21 protein-coding genes are annotated in these 20,020 nt (G+C 66.5%); 6 read left to right on the top strand and 15 right to left on the bottom strand.

Features of this window, described 5'->3' with window-relative positions; all coding sequences use genetic code 11:
- Positions 1–16 precede the first annotated feature (16 nt).
- The 5 genes from ACYX4S_RS02325 to ACYX4S_RS02305 all read right to left on the bottom strand — a co-directional run bounded on the left by ACYX4S_RS02325 (position 17) and on the right by ACYX4S_RS02305 (position 4,536).
- A complete protein-coding gene (locus ACYX4S_RS02325) occupies positions 17–1,000 on the bottom strand; it encodes a UDP-glucuronic acid decarboxylase family protein (RefSeq protein ID WP_476361740.1) in 984 nt (327 codons plus the stop codon).
- Between the two features lie 86 nt (positions 1,001–1,086).
- A complete protein-coding gene (locus tag ACYX4S_RS02320) occupies positions 1,087–1,929 on the bottom strand; it encodes an ABC transporter permease (RefSeq protein WP_476361739.1) in 843 nt (280 codons plus the stop codon).
- Entirely contained in the window at positions 1,916–2,689 is a 774-nt protein-coding gene (locus tag ACYX4S_RS02315) for an ABC transporter ATP-binding protein (RefSeq protein WP_293717909.1), read from the bottom strand. Before ACYX4S_RS02315 ends, ACYX4S_RS02320 begins: the two co-directional genes overlap by 14 nt.
- 40 nt (positions 2,690–2,729) lie before the next feature.
- On the bottom strand, positions 2,730–3,779 hold the full coding sequence (locus ACYX4S_RS02310) for an ABC transporter substrate-binding protein (RefSeq protein WP_422069673.1): 1,050 nt from the start codon (positions 3,777–3,779) through the stop codon (positions 2,730–2,732).
- Positions 3,780–3,957: 178 nt separating this feature from the next.
- Positions 3,958–4,536 carry a cache domain-containing protein gene (locus ACYX4S_RS02305; protein ID WP_476361738.1) on the bottom strand — a complete coding sequence of 193 codons (579 nt, stop codon included), beginning with the start codon at positions 4,534–4,536 and terminating at the stop codon, positions 3,958–3,960.
- Between the two features lie 253 nt (positions 4,537–4,789).
- Between ACYX4S_RS02305 and ACYX4S_RS02300 the strand changes: the two genes are divergently transcribed.
- From ACYX4S_RS02300 to ACYX4S_RS02275, 6 genes are all read left to right on the top strand, one after another.
- Positions 4,790–5,410, top strand: coding sequence for a 50S ribosomal protein L25/general stress protein Ctc (locus ACYX4S_RS02300; RefSeq protein ID WP_293717913.1), 621 nt, complete (start codon positions 4,790–4,792; stop codon positions 5,408–5,410).
- Between the two features lie 81 nt (positions 5,411–5,491).
- Entirely contained in the window at positions 5,492–6,253 is a 762-nt protein-coding gene (gene pth / locus ACYX4S_RS02295) for an aminoacyl-tRNA hydrolase (RefSeq protein ID WP_476361737.1), read from the top strand.
- A 114-nt stretch (positions 6,254–6,367) separates the two neighbouring features.
- The gene (ychF, locus tag ACYX4S_RS02290) at positions 6,368–7,468 is read left to right on the top strand and encodes a redox-regulated ATPase YchF (RefSeq protein WP_293717917.1); all 1,101 of its coding nucleotides are present in this window, start codon (positions 6,368–6,370) and stop codon (positions 7,466–7,468) included.
- Between the two features lie 288 nt (positions 7,469–7,756).
- Positions 7,757–8,842 (top strand): linear amide C-N hydrolase, encoded by a 1,086-nt coding sequence (locus ACYX4S_RS02285; protein ID WP_476361736.1) that lies wholly within the window; start codon positions 7,757–7,759, stop codon positions 8,840–8,842.
- A 124-nt stretch (positions 8,843–8,966) separates the two neighbouring features.
- Complete coding sequence (locus ACYX4S_RS02280; RefSeq protein ID WP_293717921.1) at positions 8,967–9,425, top strand: MaoC family dehydratase; 459 nt, start codon at positions 8,967–8,969, stop codon at positions 9,423–9,425.
- Positions 9,422–9,922, top strand: coding sequence for a MaoC family dehydratase (locus tag ACYX4S_RS02275; protein WP_476361735.1), 501 nt, complete (start codon positions 9,422–9,424; stop codon positions 9,920–9,922). The genes ACYX4S_RS02280 and ACYX4S_RS02275 overlap by 4 nt, the downstream gene beginning before the upstream one ends.
- 46 nt (positions 9,923–9,968) lie before the next feature.
- Here the strand turns inward: ACYX4S_RS02275 and ACYX4S_RS02270 are convergent, their stop codons facing one another.
- From ACYX4S_RS02270 to ACYX4S_RS02225, 10 genes are all read right to left on the bottom strand, one after another.
- Complete coding sequence (locus ACYX4S_RS02270) at positions 9,969–10,451, bottom strand: GNAT family N-acetyltransferase (RefSeq protein WP_476361734.1); 483 nt, start codon at positions 10,449–10,451, stop codon at positions 9,969–9,971.
- A 125-nt stretch (positions 10,452–10,576) separates the two neighbouring features.
- Positions 10,577–11,284 (bottom strand): 5,6-dimethylbenzimidazole synthase, encoded by a 708-nt coding sequence (gene bluB, locus ACYX4S_RS02265; RefSeq protein WP_476361733.1) that lies wholly within the window; start codon positions 11,282–11,284, stop codon positions 10,577–10,579.
- Positions 11,281–11,829 (bottom strand): adenine phosphoribosyltransferase, encoded by a 549-nt coding sequence (locus ACYX4S_RS02260; RefSeq protein WP_293717926.1) that lies wholly within the window; start codon positions 11,827–11,829, stop codon positions 11,281–11,283. The genes bluB and ACYX4S_RS02260 overlap by 4 nt, the downstream gene beginning before the upstream one ends.
- Positions 11,830–11,928: 99 nt before the next feature.
- Complete coding sequence (locus tag ACYX4S_RS02255) at positions 11,929–12,804, bottom strand: S-methyl-5'-thioadenosine phosphorylase (RefSeq protein WP_476361732.1); 876 nt, start codon at positions 12,802–12,804, stop codon at positions 11,929–11,931.
- A gap of 141 nt (positions 12,805–12,945) precedes the next feature.
- Positions 12,946–13,833 (bottom strand): cytochrome c1, encoded by an 888-nt coding sequence (locus tag ACYX4S_RS02250; protein ID WP_476361731.1) that lies wholly within the window; start codon positions 13,831–13,833, stop codon positions 12,946–12,948.
- 28 nt (positions 13,834–13,861) lie between these two features.
- On the bottom strand, positions 13,862–15,127 hold the full coding sequence (locus ACYX4S_RS02245) for a cytochrome b (protein WP_476361730.1): 1,266 nt from the start codon (positions 15,125–15,127) through the stop codon (positions 13,862–13,864).
- Between the two features lie 26 nt (positions 15,128–15,153).
- Complete coding sequence (gene petA / locus ACYX4S_RS02240) at positions 15,154–15,714, bottom strand: ubiquinol-cytochrome c reductase iron-sulfur subunit (protein ID WP_293718203.1); 561 nt, start codon at positions 15,712–15,714, stop codon at positions 15,154–15,156.
- A gap of 226 nt (positions 15,715–15,940) precedes the next feature.
- A complete protein-coding gene (locus ACYX4S_RS02235) occupies positions 15,941–17,782 on the bottom strand; it encodes an ABC transporter ATP-binding protein (protein WP_476361729.1) in 1,842 nt (613 codons plus the stop codon).
- Entirely contained in the window at positions 17,766–18,206 is a 441-nt protein-coding gene (locus ACYX4S_RS02230; protein WP_476361728.1) for a hypothetical protein, read from the bottom strand. The genes ACYX4S_RS02235 and ACYX4S_RS02230 overlap by 17 nt, the downstream gene beginning before the upstream one ends.
- Positions 18,207–18,799: 593 nt before the next feature.
- Positions 18,800–19,903, bottom strand: a complete 1,104-nt coding sequence (locus ACYX4S_RS02225) for a hypothetical protein (protein ID WP_476361727.1) — start codon at positions 19,901–19,903, stop codon at positions 18,800–18,802.
- Positions 19,904–20,020 lie beyond the last annotated feature (117 nt).

Genomic DNA, 20,020 nt, shown 5'->3' with positions numbered 1-20,020 from the left:
TGAGCCTTGCAACCTGTCATTGCCGGCCGGGGGCGACACCTGTCAAGGCTTCGCGGTCACGGAACCAGGCCACAGTCTTCCTGACGCCGTCCTCCAGACTGACGGACGGCGTCCAGTCCAGCAGGTCGCGCGCCCGGCGAATATCGGGGCACCGCTGCCTCGGATCGTCCTCGGGCAGCGGCCGGTACTCGATCGCCGAGGCCGAATCCGTTTCCGCCAGAACGATGCGCGCCAGATCGCTGATCGTGTATTCTCGCGGATTGCCGAGATTGACCGGCACGACGCTTCCCGTCCTGGCACCCATCAGCCGGACCAACCCCTCGACCATGTCGGACACGAAACAGAACGACCGCGTCTGCGTTCCGTCGCCGTAGACCGTCAGCGCTCGTCCGGCCAGCGCCTGGACGATGAAGTTCGAGACGACCCGGCCGTCGGACTGCCGCAGGCGCGGACCGTAGGTGTTGAAGATGCGGGCGATCCTGACCTCGACGCCGTACTGGCGGTGATAGTCGGAAAACAGCGTCTCCGCACAGCGCTTGCCCTCGTCGTAGCAGGCACGCGGTCCGACCGGATTGACGTTGCCCTGATAGCCCTCCGCCTGCGGATGCACCAGCGGATCGCCATAAACCTCGCTCGTCGACGCTTGCAGCACCGGCACGCCCAGGCGTCTGGCAAGGTCGAGCATGTTGATCGCCCCCAGGACCGAGGCCCTCAGCGTCCGCACCGGATCACTCTGGTAGTGGAGCGGAGAAGCGGGACAGGCGAGATTGTAGATCTCGTCGACCTCGACCTCGAGCGGCACCGTGATGTCGTGCTTCAGGAACGTAAAAGCCGAAACGGACCCGAGATGGGCGAGGTTCTCCGGCGTTCCCGTGTGAAGATTATCGGCACATAACACCCGGTGCCCCGCGCCCAGAAGCCGGTCGACCAGATGCAACCCGATGAAGCCGGCGCCTCCCGTGACCAGGACACGCTTTTGGCTCTCTTTGAGCCCCGGCATTCAGGGGAGCTCCAACAGGCGGGGAAGTCCGCCCGAGCAGGCAGCGGACCAGGATCGCGTCGCGCCCGAACGATCGCGCCGATGCGTTACCCGCGCCAACGCAGGACCCACCGCTCAACCCGTCCGATGATGAAGGCGACACTCAGTCCGAGCACGGACAGAAGCGCGACACCGGCCAGAAGCTGGTCGGTGGCGAACAGGCTGCCGGCCATCAGCACATAGGCGCCGATGCCGTGTTCCGCGCCGATCATCTCGGCCGCGACAAGCAGTATGATGGCGATGGACGCGGAGATGCGCGCGCCCGACAGGATCGCCGGCATCGCGCCCGGCAGCACGATCTTGCGAACGATCGAATTCCACGACAGCCCGAACGACTGGCCCATGCGGATCAGCGTGCGGTCGACGTTGTCGACACCGCCATAGGTGGCGATCACCGTGGGGAAGAAGGACCCGAACAGGATCGTCGCCACCTTCGAACCTTCACCGATACCGAACCAGATCACGAAAAGCGGCAGAAGAGCGATCTTGGGAATGGGAAACAGCGCCGAAACGAGCGGCAGCAGGCCGGCCCGCGCCAGTGAAAACAGGCCGATCATCAGTCCGACGGCGATGCCGAGCGCGGTTCCAAGCGTCCAGCCGATCACCAGACGCTGGAGCGAGGCGCCAAGATGCAGCCAGATCTGCCCGCTCTCCACCAGATAGGCAAGGGCCGCGAACGCCTCGCTCGGAGCCGGCACGACAAGATCGCTGATGACCCCGGTCTGCGAACCGAGCTCCCAGAGGCCGATCAGAACGATGAACACGATCACTCCGGCAAAGGGCACCCGCTTCGGACGGAACCCGCCGCCGCGATAGGGCACCGGGCGCAGCTCCTGTTCCGCCGTTCCCTGCGAAGCGTCGTTTCGCGACCCGGCCTCAGCCTTCGACATCTGCAAGCTCCCGGTCGGCCGCGCGTGCCTCGTCGCGCAGAAGGGTCCACAGTTTCTGCTGGACGCGTTCCAGCTCGGCATCCCCGGCAACCCGCGCATCGAGATCGCGGTCGATCTCGACGATCTCGCGGATGCGTCCCGGGCGGCGCGACAGGAGCACGATCCGGTGACCGAGGCGCACCGCCTCGGCAAGGTTGTGCGTGACGTAGCAGGCCGTGAACCGCTCGCGCTGCCACAGACCGACGAGATCGTCCATCAGCAGCTCCCTGGTCTGGCTGTCCAGGGCCGAAAGCGGCTCGTCCATGAGCATGACCGCCGGCTTCACGGCCAGCGCCCGGGCAATCGCCACGCGCTGGCGCATGCCGCCGGAAAGCTGGCGCGGCACCGCCTTGCGGAAATCGGAAAGCCCCGTTCGGGCAAGCACGTCGGCAATGATCTCCTCGCGCTGGCGCGCATCGAGCGGATGGTCCTCGAGCACCAGCGAAATGTTCCCCTCAACGCTGCGCCAGGGCAGCAGCGCGAAATCCTGGAACACATAGGTCAGCGGATTGAGGGACCCTTGCGGCGCCTCGCCCGCCACGAGCACCTCGCCCGCATCCGGTCGCTCCAGCCCGCCGATGAAGCGCAGCAGCGTGGACTTACCGCAGCCCGACGGTCCGATGATGCACACGATCTCGCCCTCGCGCACGGCAAGGTCGATGCCGCTCAGGACATCGGTCTCGCCGTAGCGGTGGGAGATCCCTTTGAGAAGGAGATCCATGCGTGCGGGGTCCTTGACCGGGCGGGCTGGGCGCGCCGTCTTACTGCGTCTCGACGAACCGGTCGTCGACCAGCATCTCGAGGGTGATGGTATCGGCGACGAGCTTCTCGGACTTGAACCAGTCGAGCTGATCCTTGACCGACGTCACGTTGAGCCGGGCGCCTTCATTGATGCGCATGGCACCGTTGCGGATCGACGGCGCGGCCTTTTCCAGCGGACGGTCGGCATAGACGTACTTGTGCAGAAGCTCGATCATCGCGTCGGCCTCTTCCTCCCCGGCGGTCTTGTCGACCAGCGCCGCGTTGAAATCGGCCGCTCCCTTGGCAAAGGCCCTGAGGAAACGCTTCACCAGCTCCGGATTGTCGACCGTGTTGGCGGTCGAGGTGAAGACCGTGGTCACCTGATAGTCGGGAATGTAGTCGGCCACCATGCCGATGGCCTCGATCTCGGGGCCGGCCGAAATCGCCTTGGCGATATGCGGCACGATTGCCCAGGAATCGATCTGCCCGCTCTTCAGCGCGCCGATCACGGCCCCCACCTTCTGCAGCGGGCGAAGCGTGATCTCGGAGCGGGCGAAGCCCTCCTTGTCGGCGATCTTGTGGGCCATGTAGTGGAAGGAAGACCCCGTCTGGGTGATGCCGAAGCTCCTGCCCTTGAGTTCCGCCGGGGTCGTCAGACCCGCGTCATAGGCCGCCTTCGAGGCCAGGATCATCTGGCCGTCGATGCCCGGCTCTTCCTGCAGCGCGCCGCCGACGACCTTGATCGCCCCCTTTTCGGCCAGGTTGATGAGCCCGCCGGAAATGGCCGTCAGGCCGAAATCGACATCCCCCGAAGCGATCGCCACGGCCATCGGCTGCGCCGCCTGGAAGAACTCGAAGGTGACGTCGATGCCCTCTTCGGCGAAATAGCCGCGCTCGAAGGCGACGAAGCTCGGCGCATGGGAGGTGAAGCGCAGCGCGCCCAGTTTGACCGCGTCGTTGGCGAGCGCCGGCGAAATGCCCGCCGCCAGTCCCGCGACCAGCGTTACAGCCGCCGCGATCCGGCCCATCGAAAGGCTCGCGCGGGTTCCGCGTCCCGTCCGTGTCGTCATGATGTTCCTCCCGTGCCGCCCGACCTCACGTGCCGGCGTCCTTTTCGTGTGTCACCCCTGTCCGGGCGGCTCGCCCTCCCGGGACGGCCCCAGGCAGGCCGCGACCGGCAAGTGAGCGCAGCCGGCAGGGATTGTCAATCCGAACAGGGCGTTCGCCGGGACAGCCCGTTTGGCGGGCTTACAGCCGCTCCACATTGACGCCGAAAGTCGCCGCGCCGATGACCTGTCCGCTTTCCGGATCGATCACGGGCACGCTGACCTGGCTCTGGACGGTGAGCGTGGAGTCGTCCTCGACGAGCGCGCCGATGTTGATCGCTCCCGGACCGCCCGAGACCGTGTCCTGCCACATCGCCTCGTCCCCCTGCCAGTAGTCGGACGTGACCCTGCTCTGGCCGACGTTCAGCCCGCGCGCATCGGTCACGAAGATCTCCGTGAAGAGCCCCTGGCTCGCATCCTGCACCCCGGCCAGATACAGGGAGAGAGGCCGCTCCATAACGGCATCGATCATGGGCTGTTCGGCCGACTCCGCCTCGGCACGCCACGTGCGGTCGAGTTCGTCGATGCGCTCCTGCCCGAACGCCGCGGTCTCCGTGTTCTGGGCCCGCACGGCCTCCACAACCTGCGGCGACGACACGATCTCCGCGATCCGCCCCGTCGCCAGCGCCCTGAGGTCTTCCCTGAAACCGTTGGCCAGCCCCGGGCCGACGCAGGCGACAAGCATCATTACGGCGGCCAATGGCAGCAGCGACGGTCTCATGTGCCCCTCGAAATAACATGCGCAATACAAGCGGGATCTTACGGAAGCCGCCCGCGCCGCACAATCGGCGCGCATACGGCGGAAAATCGGCCTTCCGCTTGCCCTTTCGACCGGCTTCGGCTATGAGACGCGCGCGCACCTGCACCCCTGGAGGCGGCGCACCCGGATCGTTCCGCTGTTCGAAACGACGCCCGAAACGGCGTGATCGGGAGCGGAGCGGTTCTTTGTTTCATGAAACTCAAGGAGAATTGCCATGGCTGAAGGCTATGTGCTGAAGGCTTCGGCGCGTGATCGGGTTGGCAAGGGGGCCGCTCGGGCACTGCGTCGCGAAGGCCTCGTTCCCGCCGTGATCTACGGCGACAAGAAGCCCGCCCTTCCGATCGCGATCCCGATGAAGGAGTCGACGCTGGCGCTGCATCGCGGCGGCTTCATGACCCATCTGGGCAAGATCGACATCGACGGCACCACCCACACGGTGATCGCGAAGGACTACCAGCTCGACCCGGTTCGTGACGACCTGATCCACGTCGACTTCCTGCGCGTCGCCAAGGGCTCCGAGCTCACCGTCGACGTTCCGGTCCACTTCATCAACGAAGAGAAGTGCCCGGGCATCAAGCAGGGTGGCGTGCTCAACGTCGTGCGTCACACGGTCGAGATGACCGTCCCGGCGGATTCGATCCCCGAGGCCCTCATCGTGGATCTCTCCACCGTGAAAGCCGGCGACTCGATCCATATTTCGGCCATCGACGTTCCGGCCGGCTGCACGCCGACCATCACCGACCGTGACTTCACCGTCGCCACCATCGCCGCCCCGGGCGGCGGCGCCGGCGAGGACGAAGAAGAGACGGCGGACGAGGAAGAGTCCGAGGACTAAGGTCCACGGCCCGCCCGGCCGGTCGATGCGACCGGCCGTGCGACCTGCCCCTCCAGCTTCCAGCGTGACGGAGATTTCGCGATGCGGCTCATTGTCGGCCTCGGCAATCCCGGAGCCCGATACGCTCGCAACCGGCACAACATCGGTTTTCTGGCCGTGGACGAGATCCATCGTGCCCATCCCGGTTTCGGCCCCTGGCGCAACCGCTTCCAGGCCGAGGTGAGCGAGGGCACGCTGGGCGGCGAGAAGGTGCTTCTCGTCAAACCCCAGACCTTCATGAACGAATCCGGCCGCTCCGTCGGCGAGGCGCTGCGCTTCTACAAGGGCGAACCAGCCGACGTTCTCGTCATCTACGACGAGCTGGACCTGCCGCCCGCACGCTTCCGCATGAAGGCCGGAGGCGGACACGGCGGACACAACGGCCTGCGGTCGATCACCGCCCATATCGGCGACGCCTACCGTCGCCTGCGCCTCGGCATCGGCCACCCCGGCGACAAGTCGCGGGTGACGGGACACGTGCTCGGCGATTTCGCCAAGGTGGATGACGAGTGGCTGGAGCCGATGCTTTCCGGTATCGCGGACCATGCCGCCCTGCTGGCCGCCGGACAGGACAACCAGTTCGCCAACAAGCTGACGCTCCAGCTCCAGCCGGAGAAGGCACAGCGCCCCGACAAGCCGAAGAAGCCCGCCGGCACGCCGGGGCCCGCACGGCCCGCGGCTGGTGCGAAGGGCCAGAGCCATATCCGCCAGGCGCGTCCGCAGCAGGCGCCCCGGATGCCATCCAAGGGGCCGATGGCCGACATGCTCAGGAAGCTCCTGGGCAACGACGACGGCAAGGCCTGAAGCCCGCCTTCAGCCCCTTGTATCACCGCCGCCTTCCGGCGCGATGCTTGACCTTCGCGCGCCCCTCGGGCAAGAAGCGGCAACCTTCTCGACCAGCACGAAAGCAGCGTTTCCATGGGTTTCCAGTGCGGCATCGTCGGTCTGCCCAATGTCGGCAAGTCCACGCTCTTCAACGCGCTCACGCGCACGGCTGCCGCTCAGGCGGCCAACTATCCCTTCTGCACCATCGAGCCGAACACCGGTGAGGTCGCGGTTCCCGATCCGCGCATGAAGAAGGTGGCGGAAATCGCCAAGTCGGCCAACATCCTGCCGACGCGACTGACGTTCGTCGACATCGCCGGCCTGGTGCGCGGCGCCTCGAAGGGCGAGGGCCTTGGCAACCAGTTCCTCGCCAACATCCGCGAGGTCGACGCGATCGCCCACGTCCTGCGCTGCTTCGAGGACGACGACATCACCCATGTCGACGGCCGCATCGACCCCATCGCCGACGCGCAGACGGTCGAGACCGAACTGATGATCGCCGACATGGAGAGCCTGGAGCGCCGCCTCGCCCCGCTAAAGAAGAAGGCGACGGTGGGCGACAAGGAAGCCAAGGCCGCGGTTCCGGTGATGGAAGGGGCGCTGGAGCTGCTGCGCGACGGCAAGCCCGCCCGCCTGCTCGAGACCTCGACGCCGGAGGAGAAGAAGATCCTCGACGGCCTCAACCTGCTGACGACGAAGCCGATTCTCTATGTCTGCAACGTGGAGGAAGGTTCCGCCGGCACGGGCAACGCCCAGTCCGAACGCGTGCGCGAGATGGCGGAAGCGGAAGGGGCCGCCTGCGTCGTGATCTCGGCCGCGATCGAGTCCGAGATCGCGCAGCTCGAGGACGCCGAACAGGCCGAGTATCTTGAGTCCATGGGGCTCGAGGAGCCCGGTCTCGACCGGCTGATCCGGGCCGGCTACGACCTTCTGGGCCTCATCACCTATTTCACGGCCGGTCCGAAGGAGACCCGCGCCTGGACGATCCGCCAGGGCACCAAGGCCCCGCAGGCGGCCGGCGTGATCCACTCGGACTTCGAACGCGGCTTCATTCGCGCCCAGACGATCGCCTATGACGACTACGTCGGGCTCGGCGGAGAAAGCGGCGCCAAGGAAGCGGGCAAGGCCCGCGACGAAGGCAAGGAGTATGTCGTCAAGGACGGCGACGTGCTGCTGTTCAAGTTCAACACCTGACAATCCGGCGCAAGCTCGCGCAATTTTTTGCGAAGAATTGCGCGAAAATCGAGTCGGATTGCCCGAGCACGACGGCGACCCCTTCCAAAAGGAGAGGCCGCCGTCTTCGTTTTCGAACACCACGACCGCGACCGGCGGAAATCCCCGCTCCGCACTCCGCCTCGTCCGGCGGGGACAAGGTTTCGTTTTCCCTCTTCCTTTGCCCGGCCTTAACACGGAGCCGATAGGACTCGGCCCTGCAAGCGGCGCGCGACCCGCGCCCGCACCGAAATCAACGAGGCCGTCCACATGACCCGCAAAAAGCTCGTCGCCGCCCTTGCCGCCCTGATGATGACCGGAGGCAGCCTGCTGCCCTCCGTCGCCTCCGCCTGCACGCGTGCCGTCTACGTCGGCAAGGACGGCACCGTCATCACGGGCCGCAACATGGACTGGGTCGAGGACATGCAGACGGACCTGTGGGTCTTCCCGCGCGGGATGGAGCGTTCGGGCAACGCCGGCCCGAACTCGCCGACCTGGACGGCGAAATACGGCAGCGTCATCGCCTCGGGCTACAACATCGCCTCCGCCGACGGCATGAACGAGAAGGGGCTGGTGACCAACCTGCTCTATCTGGCCGAGGCCGACTACGGCAACGACAGCGACGAGCCGCCGATGACGGTGGGAACCTGGGCCCAGTACGTGCTCGACAACTTCGCGACCGTGGCGGAGACCGTCGAGGCGATGGAGACCATGCCGCTGCACATCGTCGCGCCGAAGCTGCCCAACGGTTCGGCGGCGACCCTGCATCTGTCGGTGTCCGACCCCAGCGGCGACTCCGCCATCTTCGAGTACCTCAACGGCGAACTCGTGGTCCATCACGGCAAGGACTACAAGGTCATGACCAACTCGCCGACCTACGACAAGCAGCTCGCGCTGACCGCCTATTGGGACAACATCGGCGGCAACGCCTTCCTGCCGGGCACCGTGACGGCGGCCGACCGCTTCGTGCGCACCAGCTTCCTGCTCGGCGCCATGAAAAAGGAAACCGACAAGAACATCATCGCCGCGGTTCCCGACCAGAGCTACGCCAACCAGGCCGTCGGCCAGACCCTCTCGCTGATGCGCGGCGTGAGCGTGCCGCTCGGCATCTCGACGCCGGACAAGCCGAACATCGCCTCGACGCTTTGGCGCACGGCGGCCGATCAGACCAATCTGGTCTACTATTTCGATTCCGCCACCACGCCGAACACCTTCTGGGTCGATTTCTCGGATCTCGATTTCTCCGAGGGCGCGAGCCCGAAGAAGCTGCCGATCGCAGGCGGCAAGTACTACGCGGGCAACGCGGCCGGCCATTTCGTCGAGGCCAAACCGTTCGAGTTCATGTCGGTGAAGTAACCGCGAGGCCCCGATAAGGGGTCACCCGATCGAGCGAGCGGGCGCCTTTCGCGCCCGTTCGCGCCCCGACTTTGCGACAAGGCCGCTCGACAGTCATGCGGCTCGCGTCGTATAGACGCTTTTCATGAGCACATTCCGTCATTTCGAGGATTTCACGGTCGGCGAGACCATCGATCTCGGGTCGACCACGGTGACCCGCGAGGAGGTTCTCTCCTTCGCGCGCGAGTTCGACCCCCAGCCCTTCCACCTCGACGACGAGGCCGGGCGCGCCTCCGTCCTCGGCGGGCTTGCCGCCTCCGGATGGCACACCTGCTCGATGTTGATGCGCCTGCTGTGCGACAATCTGCTGCTCGCCTCGAGCTGCAACGGCTCTCCGGGCGTCGAGGAAGTGCGCTGGATGCGGCCGGTGTTTCCCGGTGACCGCCTGTCAGCCACGGCCGAGGTGCAGGCCGCGCGCCCGCTTCGTTCGCGCCCGGGCCTTGGAATGGTCACCCTGGTCGCCACCGTGCGGAACCAGGACGGCCTGCCGGTGATGACCTCGCGCAACGCCATCCTCTTCGCGAAGAAGGACATCGCGGCATGATCTACCTGGAAGACCTGGAGATCGGAAGCCGGCGCGAGCTCGGCTCCCACACCTTCACCGCCGAGGAAATCGTCCGCTTCGCTCGCGCCTTCGACCCGCAGCCGTTTCACCTCAGCGAGGAAGGCGCGGCGGCGACCCACTTCGGCCGCCTGTGCGCCTCGGGCTGGCACACGGCCTCCGTCTGGATGAAGCTGGTGGTCGCCTCCCAGGAGCGCGAGCTGGCAGAGACCGGCCGCCGCGTGCAGGCGGGCCCCTCGCCCGGGTTCACGGACCTGAAGTGGATCCGCCCCGTCTTTGCCGGCGACACCATCTCCTACAGCTCAACCCTGCTGGAAAAGAAACCGCTCAGGACCCGCCCGGGCTGGGGCATGGCGACCAATCTGAACGAGGGCGTGAACCAGGACGGAGAGCTGGTGTTCTCCTTCGTCGGCAAGGTGCTGATCGCAACCCGCCCGCAGACGGACGCCGCCGCGACCGGAGCCTCCGAGCCGGCCTAGGGAGGCGGCCCCGTCTCGCTTGCGGGCGCCCCCCTGACGCGCGGAGTTACAGCGATCTGGCGAAGACCACCTCGTCATGGATCGGGATGCCGTATTCGCCAAGCAGCGGGATCTCCGGGCGAAGCTTGCGTTCCTCGTCGATGGCCCCGGTCACGATCTTCTCGATCCGGAAACCGCGCCGCTGGTAGAAGCGGAAGGCGTCGAGGTTGTCGTTCGACGTGCGCACCATGAGCCGGCGGATGCCCTGTTCGAGCGCCGAGCCGATCACCGCGTTCAGCAGAAGCGTTCCGACCCCGCTCCAGCGGGTCAGCGAGTCGAGCGTCAGGATCTCCCATTCGCGCTCGCGCTTGATGAGGGTCACCAGGCCCGCGGTCTCGCCCTCGGTATCCTCGGCGAGGAACCCCGGCAGCAGCGAGCCGTCGATCAGTTCGCCTTCAATGAGGATTTCCGGACTCGTCCAGCGGCGGGTCAGAAGCTCGACCACGGCCCCGTGATCGGCCTCGCTCTTTTCGCGAATTGTCACGCCCATCTTGTGCTCCCTGTGCGTGCGCGGCCCGGGACCGCTGCACGGCTCTCGTTGATGTCCTTGCCGGCCGAGGCCGGATGCGCCGCCGGCTCAGGCCGGCCGGCAATACGGGTCAGGGTCAAGCCCCGTCAGCGGTGCAGGATACGCGTCTCAAGCCCCTCGCGATCCTGCCAGCCCGCGCGTTCCAGTTCCGGGTCCAGATGCTCCTCGAGCGGGCGCCCGAGGCAGAGATAGGCGACGAGCCGCCAGCCGTCCGGCACATCGAGCAGGCCGGTCACCTCGCGCGGGTCGAGGATCGACACCCAGCCGACACCGACCCCCTCGGCCCGCGCCGCAAGCCACAGCGTGTTTATGGCGCAGACGCAGGAATAGGCCAGCATCTCCGGCATGGTCCGCCGCCCGAGCCCGTGTCCCTGGCCCGTCACCTCGTCGCAGAAGACGGCAAGCTGCACGGGCGCGTCGTCGAGCCCGGCGAGCTTGAGACGCGCATAGGTGCCCGCCCTGTCGCCGGTGTAATCCGAAAGCGCCTCGGCATTCGCCGTCAGGAATGACGCGCGAACGCCCGCTCGGGCCTCGCTCCCCTCCACCAGCACGAACCGCCAGGGCTGGCTGTTGCCGACCGAGGGCGCCTGATGGGCAACGGCGAGCAGTTTCTCGACAAGCCCGTCGGGCAGCGGATCGGGACGGAAGCGGCGCACGTCGCGCCGCCAGGCGACAAGCTCGGCGAACCGGTCGCGAAACGTCGCATCGAAGGTGCCGGCGGGCGTTTCGTCCCGCCGCTCGTCCGCCTGCGCCGTGTCCGCCCTGGCGCCGGTCGGGCCCTCCCGCCCGCTCAATGGCCCGGGTAGGCGACCAGCGTGCGCACCGGCACGCCGAGCGCCTCGATCCGTTTGCGTCCGCCGAGGTCCGGCAGGTCGACGATGAAACAGGCGGCGACGACCTCGGCTCCCATCTGCTGCAGCAGCTTCGTCGCGGCTTCCGCGGTGCCTCCGGTGGCGATCAGGTCGTCCACGAGAATGACCTTCTCGCCCGCCACGATCGCGTCCTTGTGCATCTCCATCTCGTCCAGCCCGTATTCCAGCGAATAGGCGATGCGCACCGTCTCGTAGGGCAGCTTGCCCTTCTTGCGGATCGGCACGAAGCCGGCGGAAAGCTGATGCGCGACCGCACCGCCCAGAATGAACCCGCGCGCCTCGATGCCCGCGACCTTGTCGACCTTCGAGCCGGCCCAGGGCTGCACCAGCGCATCCACCGCGCGGCGAAAGGCCCGGGCATCCCCCAGCAGCGTGGTGATGTCGCGAAACAGGATCCCTTCCTTGGGATAGTCGGGGATGGTCCGGATCGCCGCGAGAAGGTCCTCGGCTACGCTGGTGTCGGTCATTCTTCGTGTCCTGCCCCTTTGCGTGCCGGAACGCGCGTCCGGCATCTTCGCCTATTTGTGCCCGTCTTCAAGATCGGGAGAAGTCGCAAGTGCCGCACCTCAGCGCGAAAGCACCCGCCCCGCCACGGCATCGAGCTTCGCCAGAAGCTCGGGGTCGCGCGCCTCGGGCGCGGTCATCAGCGCATATTCCAGCGCCGTGTCCGAGCCCACCGGGCACGGCTGCGGCGTGCGCGGCAGTTCCCGCGCCAGCCGCGCCACCAGCCGGCGCGCGTTGTCGGCATTGGCGTGCAGCACCTTGATGATCGACTGGATGTCCACCGACCCGTGATCGGGATGCCAACTGTCGTAGTCGGTGACCATGGCCACGGTCGCGTAACAGATCTCGGCCTCGCGGGCGAGCTTGGCCTCCGGCATGTTGGTCATGCCGATCACGTCGCAGCCCCACTGCCGGTAGAGCTTGCTTTCCGCCAGCGAGGAGAACTGCGGCCCCTCCATGGCGAGATAGGTGCCGCCGCGATGATAGGTGAGCCCTTCCGCGATCGCAGCCTCCGCGATGTGGTCCACGAGACGCGGCGACACCGGATCGGCCATGGACACATGCGCCACGCAGCCCTTGCCGAAGAAGCTCTTTTCGCGCGCGATAGTGCGGTCGATGAACTGGTCGACGAGCACGAAGTGTCCGGGCGCCATCTCCTCCTTCAGCGAGCCGACCGCCGAGACGGAGACCAGCGAGGTCACGCCGCAACGCTTCATGACGTCGATGTTGGCGCGGTAGTTGATGTCGGAGGGCGCGAAGCGATGGCCGCGCCCGTGGCGGGGCAGAAAGACGACCTTGAGACCGTCGACGGTGCCGATGCGCACCTGGTCCGACGGCTCGCCCCAGGGCGTTTCGACGCTCTCCCAGCGTGCGTTCTCCAGATCGGGCAGGTCGTAGAGCCCCGATCCGCCGATGATGCCGAGCACAGCCTCGCTCATGTTTCCCTCATCCTCGTCAGGTCCCGGATGCGCTGTCATGCCACATTCGCCCGGGCAGGCCAATAAACCGGCCGGTCCCAAGAAAAAGGGGCCGCCGCGTCTGCCGCGGCGGCCCCTTGATATGTCGAAACGTCGGATCGATCAGTGATCGACGTCGCGCCAGATGGCCCGCTTCACGAAGTACAGAAGCGATGCGAAGACCACCAGGAAGATCATCACGCGGAAGCCCATCTGCTTGCGCTGCTCGAGCTTCGGCTCGGCCACCCACATCATGAAGGCGGCAACATCATGCGCGTACTGATCGACCGTCATCGGCGTGCCGTCGGTGTATTCCACCGACTCCGCGTACAGCGGCGGAGCCATGCCGATCGGACCACCGGTCAGATGCGCCTCGCCCTTGCAGTCCTCGAAGGTGATCGAGCCGCCGAGGAACTTCGTGTTGTAGTTACCAACGAAGTCCTCGGGGAAACAGGACGGCGGATCCTCGTACCCGGTGAGCAGGGCATAGATGTAATCCGGCCCCTGCTCCTGATACTGCGTGAACACGTCGAACACGAAGTTAGGAAAACCCCGGTGCCCGGCGCGGGCCTTGGCCAGCGTCGAGAAGTCCGGCGGATAGGCACCGCCGTTGGACGCACGCGCCGCCTGCTCGTTGGGGAAGGGCGACGGCCAGTGGTCGGAGAGGACCGCCGGACCCTCGATCGGCTCGCCGGCGTCGTCGAGGCCCTTGGGCACGGTGTACTCGGCCGCGATGACCTTGGCCTGGTCCTCGGTGAAGCCCGGGCCGCCTTCCTGCGCCAGATTGCGGAACGCCAGGAACTTGGCGCCGTGACAGGAGGCGCAGACCTCCTTGAACACCTTGAAGCCACGCTGGAGCTGGGCCTTGTCATAGGTCCCGAAGGGACCCGAGAAGGACCATTGCTGGCGCTCGATGTGCGGCGCCTGGCCCGCTGCCAGTGCCGGGGTTGCCAGCGCGAGGCCGGCAACCACCAGGACGGCACCACGGACGGATGCGATCTTCGTTTTCATGAGTGCGAACTCCCAGTCCGATCCGTGGTCACTTCGTCTCCGGCGCGGCAGCCGCACCGGCCGGCTTCCCGCTTCCCGACGCGAGCACCGCCTCGGAGATCGAGTTCGGCGTCGGCCGCGGCTTCTCGAGGAAGCCAAGCAGCGGCAGGATGATGAGGAAGTGGGCGAAGTAGTAGGCGGTGAAGAACCGCGCGAAGAACACGTACCAGCCCTCCGGCGGCATGGCGCCGAGGTAGCCAAGGCCCACGCAGACCGCGGCGAAGATCCAGAAGAACTGCTTGAACAGCGGGCGGTAGGTGCCCGAGCGGACCTTCGACGTGTCGAGCCACGGCAGCACGAACATGACCGCGATGGCACCGAACATCAGGATGACGCCGCCGAGCTTGTCCGGCACGGCACGCAGGATCGCGTAGAACGGCAGGAAGTACCACTCCGGAACGATGTGCGCCGGGGTGACCAGCGGATCCGCCTCGATGTAGTTGTCGGCATGACCCATGTAGTTCGGCACGTAGAACACGAAGTAGGCGAAGAGGATCATGAAGACCACGATCGCGAACAGGTCCTTCATCGTGTAGTACGGATGGAAGGGAACCGTGTCCTGCTTTGACTTCGGCTGGATGCCGGTCGGGTTGTTGTTGCCGGTGGTGTGGAAGGCCCACACGTGCAGCAGAACGACACCGAAGATCATGAAGGGCAGCAGGTAGTGCAGCGAAAAGAAGCGGTTCAGGGTCGGATTGCCGACGGAGAAGCCGCCCCACAGCCACTGCACGATCGGCTCACCCACGAGCGGGATCGCCGAGAACAGGTTGGTGATCACGGTGGCGCCCCAGAAGGACATCTGGCCCCAGGGCAGCACGTAGCCCATGAAGGCGGTGGCCATCATGATCAGGAAGATGATGACGCCCAGGATCCACGAGATCTCGCGCGGGGCCTTGTAGGACCCGTAGTACATGCCGCGGAACATGTGGATGTAGACGGCGATGAAGAACATCGACGCGCCGTTGGCGTGCAGGTAGCGCAGCAGCCAGCCGAAGTTCACGTCGCGCATGATGTGCTCGACCGAGGCGAAGGCGATCTCCGTGTTCGGCGCGTAATGCATGACCAGCACGATGCCGGTGATGATCTGCGCGATCAGGACGAAGAACAGGATGCCGCCGAAGGTCCACCAGTAGTTGAGGTTCTTCGGGGTCGGGAAATCGACGAAGGAACCGCGAACGAGCGAAATGACCGGCAGGCGGCTCTCGAGCCACTTCGCCGCCGCGCTCTGCGGCACGTAGTTGGAATGTCCAGCCATGGCTGTCTCCTCTGGAAGGCCGCGTCTCAACCGACCCGGACGACGTTGTCCGAGATGAACTCGTAGGGCGGGATCAGGAGATTCTGCGGAGCCGGACCCTTTCGGATGCGGCCGGCGGTGTCGTAGTGCGAGCCGTGGCAGGGGCAGAACCAGCCGCCAAAGTCGCCCGCCTCGCCGAGCGGGATGCAGCCCAGGTGGGTGCACACGCCGACCATCAGGAGCAGCGCCTCGCGATCCGGCATGCCGCGATTGACGTCGGTGGCCTCGGCATCGCCGGGGAGGTTCAAGTTCCGCGCGAGCGGATCCGGCAGGTCGGACACCGGAACGGCGTTCGCCTCGTCGATTTCCTTCGCCGTGCGGTTACGAATGAACAGCGGCTTGCCACGCCACATCACCTTGATGGACTGGCCCTCCTCGATCGGGGAGACGTCCACCTCGATCGAGGCGAGCGCCAGAGCCGAGGCGTCCGGGTTCATCTGATTGATAAAGGGCCAGGCGAGCGCGCCCGCGCCAACCGCACCCATCGCGCCGGTCGCGATATAGAGGAAATCGCGGCGGGTGGGTTCGACCGTATCCTGCTGTGCCAAGGTCGCGTCCTCTTTTAACCTGTGCCCGACGACGACATGCGCCGTCACCGTCCGTTCCGGAGATCGAAACGGCAAGGCGGTCGGCGCGCGTCCTTCGGGCGGCAAGTGCGGGTGTCCGCACCTTTCCAAGCGGTGGCGTTTTTGGCACCCTTGCCACCGCTTGTCCAGATGTTGCGTCACGGCGATGACGCTTTGTCGCGCTTTTTTCGCCACGAACGGGCGGGGTTCACCCGCCCGTCTGCGTGCTGTCGATGAACCCGCCGGACTGGCGCGCCCACAGATCCGCGTAAAGTCCGCCGCGCGCAAGCAGTTGCTCGTGACAGCCGTCTTCCACGATCCGCCCCTTGTCCATGACGATGAGACGGTCCATGGCGGCGATGGTGGAAAGCCGGTGCGCGATGGCGATCACCGTCTTTCCTTCCATCAGTTCCGTCAGGCTGTCCTGGATCGCCGCCTCGACCTCCGAATCGAGCGCCGACGTCGCCTCGTCGAGCACCAGGATCGGCGCGTTCTTGAGCAGGACGCGCGCGATGGCGATGCGCTGCCGCTGGCCACCGGAAAGCTTCACGCCACGCTCGCCCACATGCGCCTCCATCCCGCGCCGGCCGGCGCCATCCACCAGATCGCGGATGAACCCGTCCGCATGGGCGCGCCGCGCCGCCTCCCAGGCCTCCTCCTCGTTCGCCTCCGGCCGGCCGTAGACGATGTTGTCCAGGACCGAGCGGTGCAGCAGGGAGGTGTCCTGGGTCACCACGCCGATGGCGGCGCGCAGGCTCGCCTGGGTAACGGCGGAAATGTCCTGCCCGTCGATGGCGATGCGCCCGCCCTCGAGATCGTGAAAGCGCAGCAGCAGGTTGACCAGCGTCGACTTGCCCGCTCCCGAGCGTCCGACGACGCCGAGCTTCTCGCCCGGCGCGATACGCAGGTCGAGCTGCTCGATCACCGAGGTCGTCTTGCCGTAGTGGAACGTGGCCTTGTCGAAGGAGATCTCCCCCTGCCTGACGGCGAGCGGCCGCGCGTCCTCGCGGTCACGCACCTCCCGGTCGCGGGCGATCGTGGTGATTCCGTCCTGGACCGTGCCGATGTTCTCGAACAGGCCCGAGACCTCCCACAGGATCCACTGGGACATGCCGTGCAGGCGCAGCACCAGCGCCACGGCCACGGCGATGGCACCGGTCGCCACTGCCTGCTGCTGCCACAGGAAGATCGACAGCGCGCCGATGGCGAACAGAAGCAGCAGGTTGATCGTGTGCAGCGCCGTGTTGAGCACGGTCACCAGACGCATCTGCCGGTAGACCGTCCGCAGGAACTCCTGCATGGCGTTCCTGGCGTAGGCCTCCTCCCGTTCCGTGTGGGAGAAGAGCTTCACCGTGGCGATGTTGGTGTAGGCATCCACCACCCGCCCGGTCATGGTCGAGCGCGCGTCCGCCTGCATCTGCGACACGCCCTTGAGGCGCGGCACGAAGAAGAACAGCACGCCCAGATAGGCGACCAGCCACACCAGCAGGGGGATCGCCAGCAGAAGGTCCGCCTCGGCGACGAGCACGAGCGCCGCGGTGAAATAGACCACCACGTAGACGAACACGTCGAGGATGCGTTGCACCACCTCGCGCACGGCCAGGGCCGTCTGCATGACCTTGGTGGCGATGCGCCCCGCGAAGTCGTCCTGGTAGAAACCGACGCTCTGGCGCAGCAGGTAGCGGTGCACCTGCCAGCGGATCGCCATGGGATAGTTGCCCATCATCGTCTGATGGAAAATCAGTTCCCACAGAATGGCGAGCACAGGCAGGACGACGAGGATGACGAGCGCCATCCACGCCAGGTGCCAGGCGTTGTCGGTGAAGAACGTGGCGCGGTCCGCCTCCGTGAGCCAGGTGACCAGATCGCCGAGGAAGGAGAACACCATCACCTCGAAGATCGCGATCAGCGCACCGAGCACGGAGACGGCCGCCATCGCGCGCCAGTGCGGGCGCGTATAGTACCAGCAGAAGGCGACGAGCCCGGCGGGCGGCGCCTCGACGGGTTGATCTTGGAAGGGGTCGATCAGCTTCTCAAAGCGGGCGAACATTGGGCAATCCTTTCAGGGAGACAGAGGCGCCGTGCGCGCCGGCGGACGTCACGGACCTCCCGCGCCGGCCCCGGAAACGGGCGGCACGAAAGACCGGCGTCGCGGCCGGCGGCGTCAGCAGCACCGACAGAACGAAGGCGACCAGGCCGAACGACAGGACGACGAGGCCAAGGAACTGTGTTCCAAGCCGCGCGGCAATCGCGTCCGCCGGCTCGCTGAGACCGGCGCGCACGACCGCCTCGACACCGGACAGTTCACCGATGGCGACGGGCACGAACAGGACCGTCGCCAGCGAGACGGTGAGAAGGGCGACGACGGCGGTCAGCCGGACGAGCCGCGGGATCGCGGCGGGGATCCCGTCCCGGGCGGACGGGTCCGCCGACCGGGCGAAGGACGCCCCGGAGGAAGACAACAGGGTGTTCATGGCAAGGCTCTCCTGCATGAACGAAAACGGGAGTGCCACGGGCCCGACGCACAGACGGTCTGCGCGCATCCGCATGACGGCGGATTGATCCGTGACGGGAAGGCTGAACCGGCCCGCGCGTGAGCGGACACGGTGATGATCGAACGGAAAAGCGGGAAAGGAAGCGCTCGAGGAACCGGCGCTTCGGCCGTTGCCGTGTGGCTAGGCCATGAACCGCATCGAACAACCGACCCAAGCGGGTGGCGGGTGACCACATCCTGCAACGAACGTGAGATCGCCGGTCGCGATGCGGATCATGTCGGTACGGACTTCCATCATGCGACCCCTCCTCTTGCGTTCGTGGTTCGGTCTTCGTTCATTCGCCTCGCGCCGGGACACGAAGCGGTCGGCCCGGGCGGGCCTGCGGTGCGACGTCGCGACAAATGGTGTCACCTCACGTCGGATCGGGACAATAGCCCGCCCGCACCGCCTTTGCAGCCCGTGAATTGCACAGCCAGCCGCATTGCGCGCATGTGTGGCACCACCGCAACAGATATGTTGCCGGCTTGCCGCTACGGATGCTGAAGGACCGAGCCGTTGTCGGGATGCGACGCTTACACCACGAGCGCGGCCACGGGGCGGACCGCTCCGGGCATCGCGACCTGGACCGGCGCGCTGGCGGTATAGGCCAGGCTCGCCTGCCCCGGCGCCACCGAGGGGGCGGGGGCCGCGACCGATGGTGAAGACGCGCTTGCCGGTTCCGGAGACGGCCCGGAGAGCGCCTGCAAGAGCTCGGGACTGTCGAGCGCCCGACGTCCCTCGTCGATGGCGCGGTCGATGGCACGCGCGTCGTTCTGCTTGCTCGCCTCGTCGGACCGGTCACGGCTGGCGAGCTTCTCGATCTTCTCGGCGAGTTGCTTGAGGTCCTCGCCGATTTCCTTCAGCGTTTCGCGCTCGCCCTTCATTCGCTCGGCGCGAGACCGGGTGACCGCGTGTTCCTCCGCCTCCTGCTCGCCGATGTAAGCCTGAAGGGCGGTCTTGAGCTCTTCCTGGCTCGGACCCGTTTCCTCGCCGGACGCGGCGACACCCTCGCCCGGGCCCTCGTCACCAGAGGCCTCGCTTCCGGCACCATCCCCCTGCGGGATCTTCCCGGCTTCCGGCGGGGTCACGGCAAACGGCGTGGCAGTCTCGCCTCCCGCGCCTGCGTTCGCGCCGCCATCGCCCGCCTGTCCCTCGGCACCGGCTGCAACCGCACCAGACGTCTCGCCGGCGCCGGCCATGGCCTGCGCTCCGGCAACCCCGGCTCCGCTGGTGGAAAGCCCCGATGCATCGGACCCGAGCTGCGACGCCGCGCCCTTGAAGTCCTGGGCGAGCTGCTTGAGCTCCTTCAGCAGGGCCTTGGCCTGCTTGGGTGTCGCGAACTGCAGACGCTGCTTGAGCTCGGCGATCTTCTGCTTGATCTCCGACACCCTGCTCGAGCGCGCATCGTCCTTCATCGACTCCGCCATGCGCTGCATGCTCTGGCTGACCTCGACGCTGTCCTTGATCTCCTTGACGGTGTCCTCGTCCAGCGCGATGCCGCTGCCGGACAGCTTGTCGAGGGCCGAATTCGTCTGCTGCGCGAAGAGGCCGAGGGCACGGTCATTCCGGTCCTGCGCGGAACGCCCGGCAAGACCGGCGAACCCCGAGACGGTCTTGAGCATGGAAAGCACCGACACCGCGACTTCCTCCGTTTCGCTGCCTTCAGCTCTATTTTGCTGACGCAAGGGCAGCAGGACACAACCTGAAGGCGCATCCCATATCGAACCCAATCCCTTAAAAAAGTCTTAACGGTT

This window comes from Stappia sp. ABD4_338, assembly GCF_056312175.1.
The sequence above is the reverse complement of the archived record's forward strand: the minus strand, read 5'-3'. Positions and strand labels throughout refer to the sequence as shown.

Excerpts from the sequence above, each read along its gene's own strand:
- ACYX4S_RS02320 (WP_476361739.1), bottom strand. The coding sequence starts at position 1,929 with ATGTCGAAGGCTGAGGCCGGGTCGCGAAACGACGCTTCGCAGGGAACG.
- ACYX4S_RS02280 (WP_293717921.1), top strand. The coding sequence starts at position 8,967 with ATGAGCACATTCCGTCATTTCGAGGATTTCACGGTCGGCGAGACCATC.
- ACYX4S_RS02245 (WP_476361730.1), bottom strand. The coding sequence starts at position 15,127 with ATGGCTGGACATTCCAACTACGTGCCGCAGAGCGCGGCGGCGAAGTGG.
- ACYX4S_RS02260 (WP_293717926.1), bottom strand. The coding sequence starts at position 11,829 with ATGACCGACACCAGCGTAGCCGAGGACCTTCTCGCGGCGATCCGGACC.
- ACYX4S_RS02230 (WP_476361728.1), bottom strand. The coding sequence starts at position 18,206 with ATGAACACCCTGTTGTCTTCCTCCGGGGCGTCCTTCGCCCGGTCGGCG.
- ACYX4S_RS02285 (WP_476361736.1), top strand. The coding sequence starts at position 7,757 with ATGACCCGCAAAAAGCTCGTCGCCGCCCTTGCCGCCCTGATGATGACC.
- ACYX4S_RS02305 (WP_476361738.1), bottom strand. The coding sequence starts at position 4,536 with ATGAGACCGTCGCTGCTGCCATTGGCCGCCGTAATGATGCTTGTCGCC.
- pth (WP_476361737.1), top strand. The coding sequence starts at position 5,492 with ATGCGGCTCATTGTCGGCCTCGGCAATCCCGGAGCCCGATACGCTCGC.
- ACYX4S_RS02250 (WP_476361731.1), bottom strand. The coding sequence starts at position 13,833 with ATGAAAACGAAGATCGCATCCGTCCGTGGTGCCGTCCTGGTGGTTGCC.
- ACYX4S_RS02325 (WP_476361740.1), bottom strand. The coding sequence starts at position 1,000 with ATGCCGGGGCTCAAAGAGAGCCAAAAGCGTGTCCTGGTCACGGGAGGC.
- ACYX4S_RS02315 (WP_293717909.1), bottom strand. The coding sequence starts at position 2,689 with ATGGATCTCCTTCTCAAAGGGATCTCCCACCGCTACGGCGAGACCGAT.
- ACYX4S_RS02275 (WP_476361735.1), top strand. The coding sequence starts at position 9,422 with ATGATCTACCTGGAAGACCTGGAGATCGGAAGCCGGCGCGAGCTCGGC.
- ychF (WP_293717917.1), top strand. The coding sequence starts at position 6,368 with ATGGGTTTCCAGTGCGGCATCGTCGGTCTGCCCAATGTCGGCAAGTCC.
- ACYX4S_RS02300 (WP_293717913.1), top strand. The coding sequence starts at position 4,790 with ATGGCTGAAGGCTATGTGCTGAAGGCTTCGGCGCGTGATCGGGTTGGC.
- ACYX4S_RS02235 (WP_476361729.1), bottom strand. The coding sequence starts at position 17,782 with ATGTTCGCCCGCTTTGAGAAGCTGATCGACCCCTTCCAAGATCAACCC.
- ACYX4S_RS02310 (WP_422069673.1), bottom strand. The coding sequence starts at position 3,779 with ATGACGACACGGACGGGACGCGGAACCCGCGCGAGCCTTTCGATGGGC.
- ACYX4S_RS02270 (WP_476361734.1), bottom strand. The coding sequence starts at position 10,451 with ATGGGCGTGACAATTCGCGAAAAGAGCGAGGCCGATCACGGGGCCGTG.
- ACYX4S_RS02255 (WP_476361732.1), bottom strand. The coding sequence starts at position 12,804 with ATGAGCGAGGCTGTGCTCGGCATCATCGGCGGATCGGGGCTCTACGAC.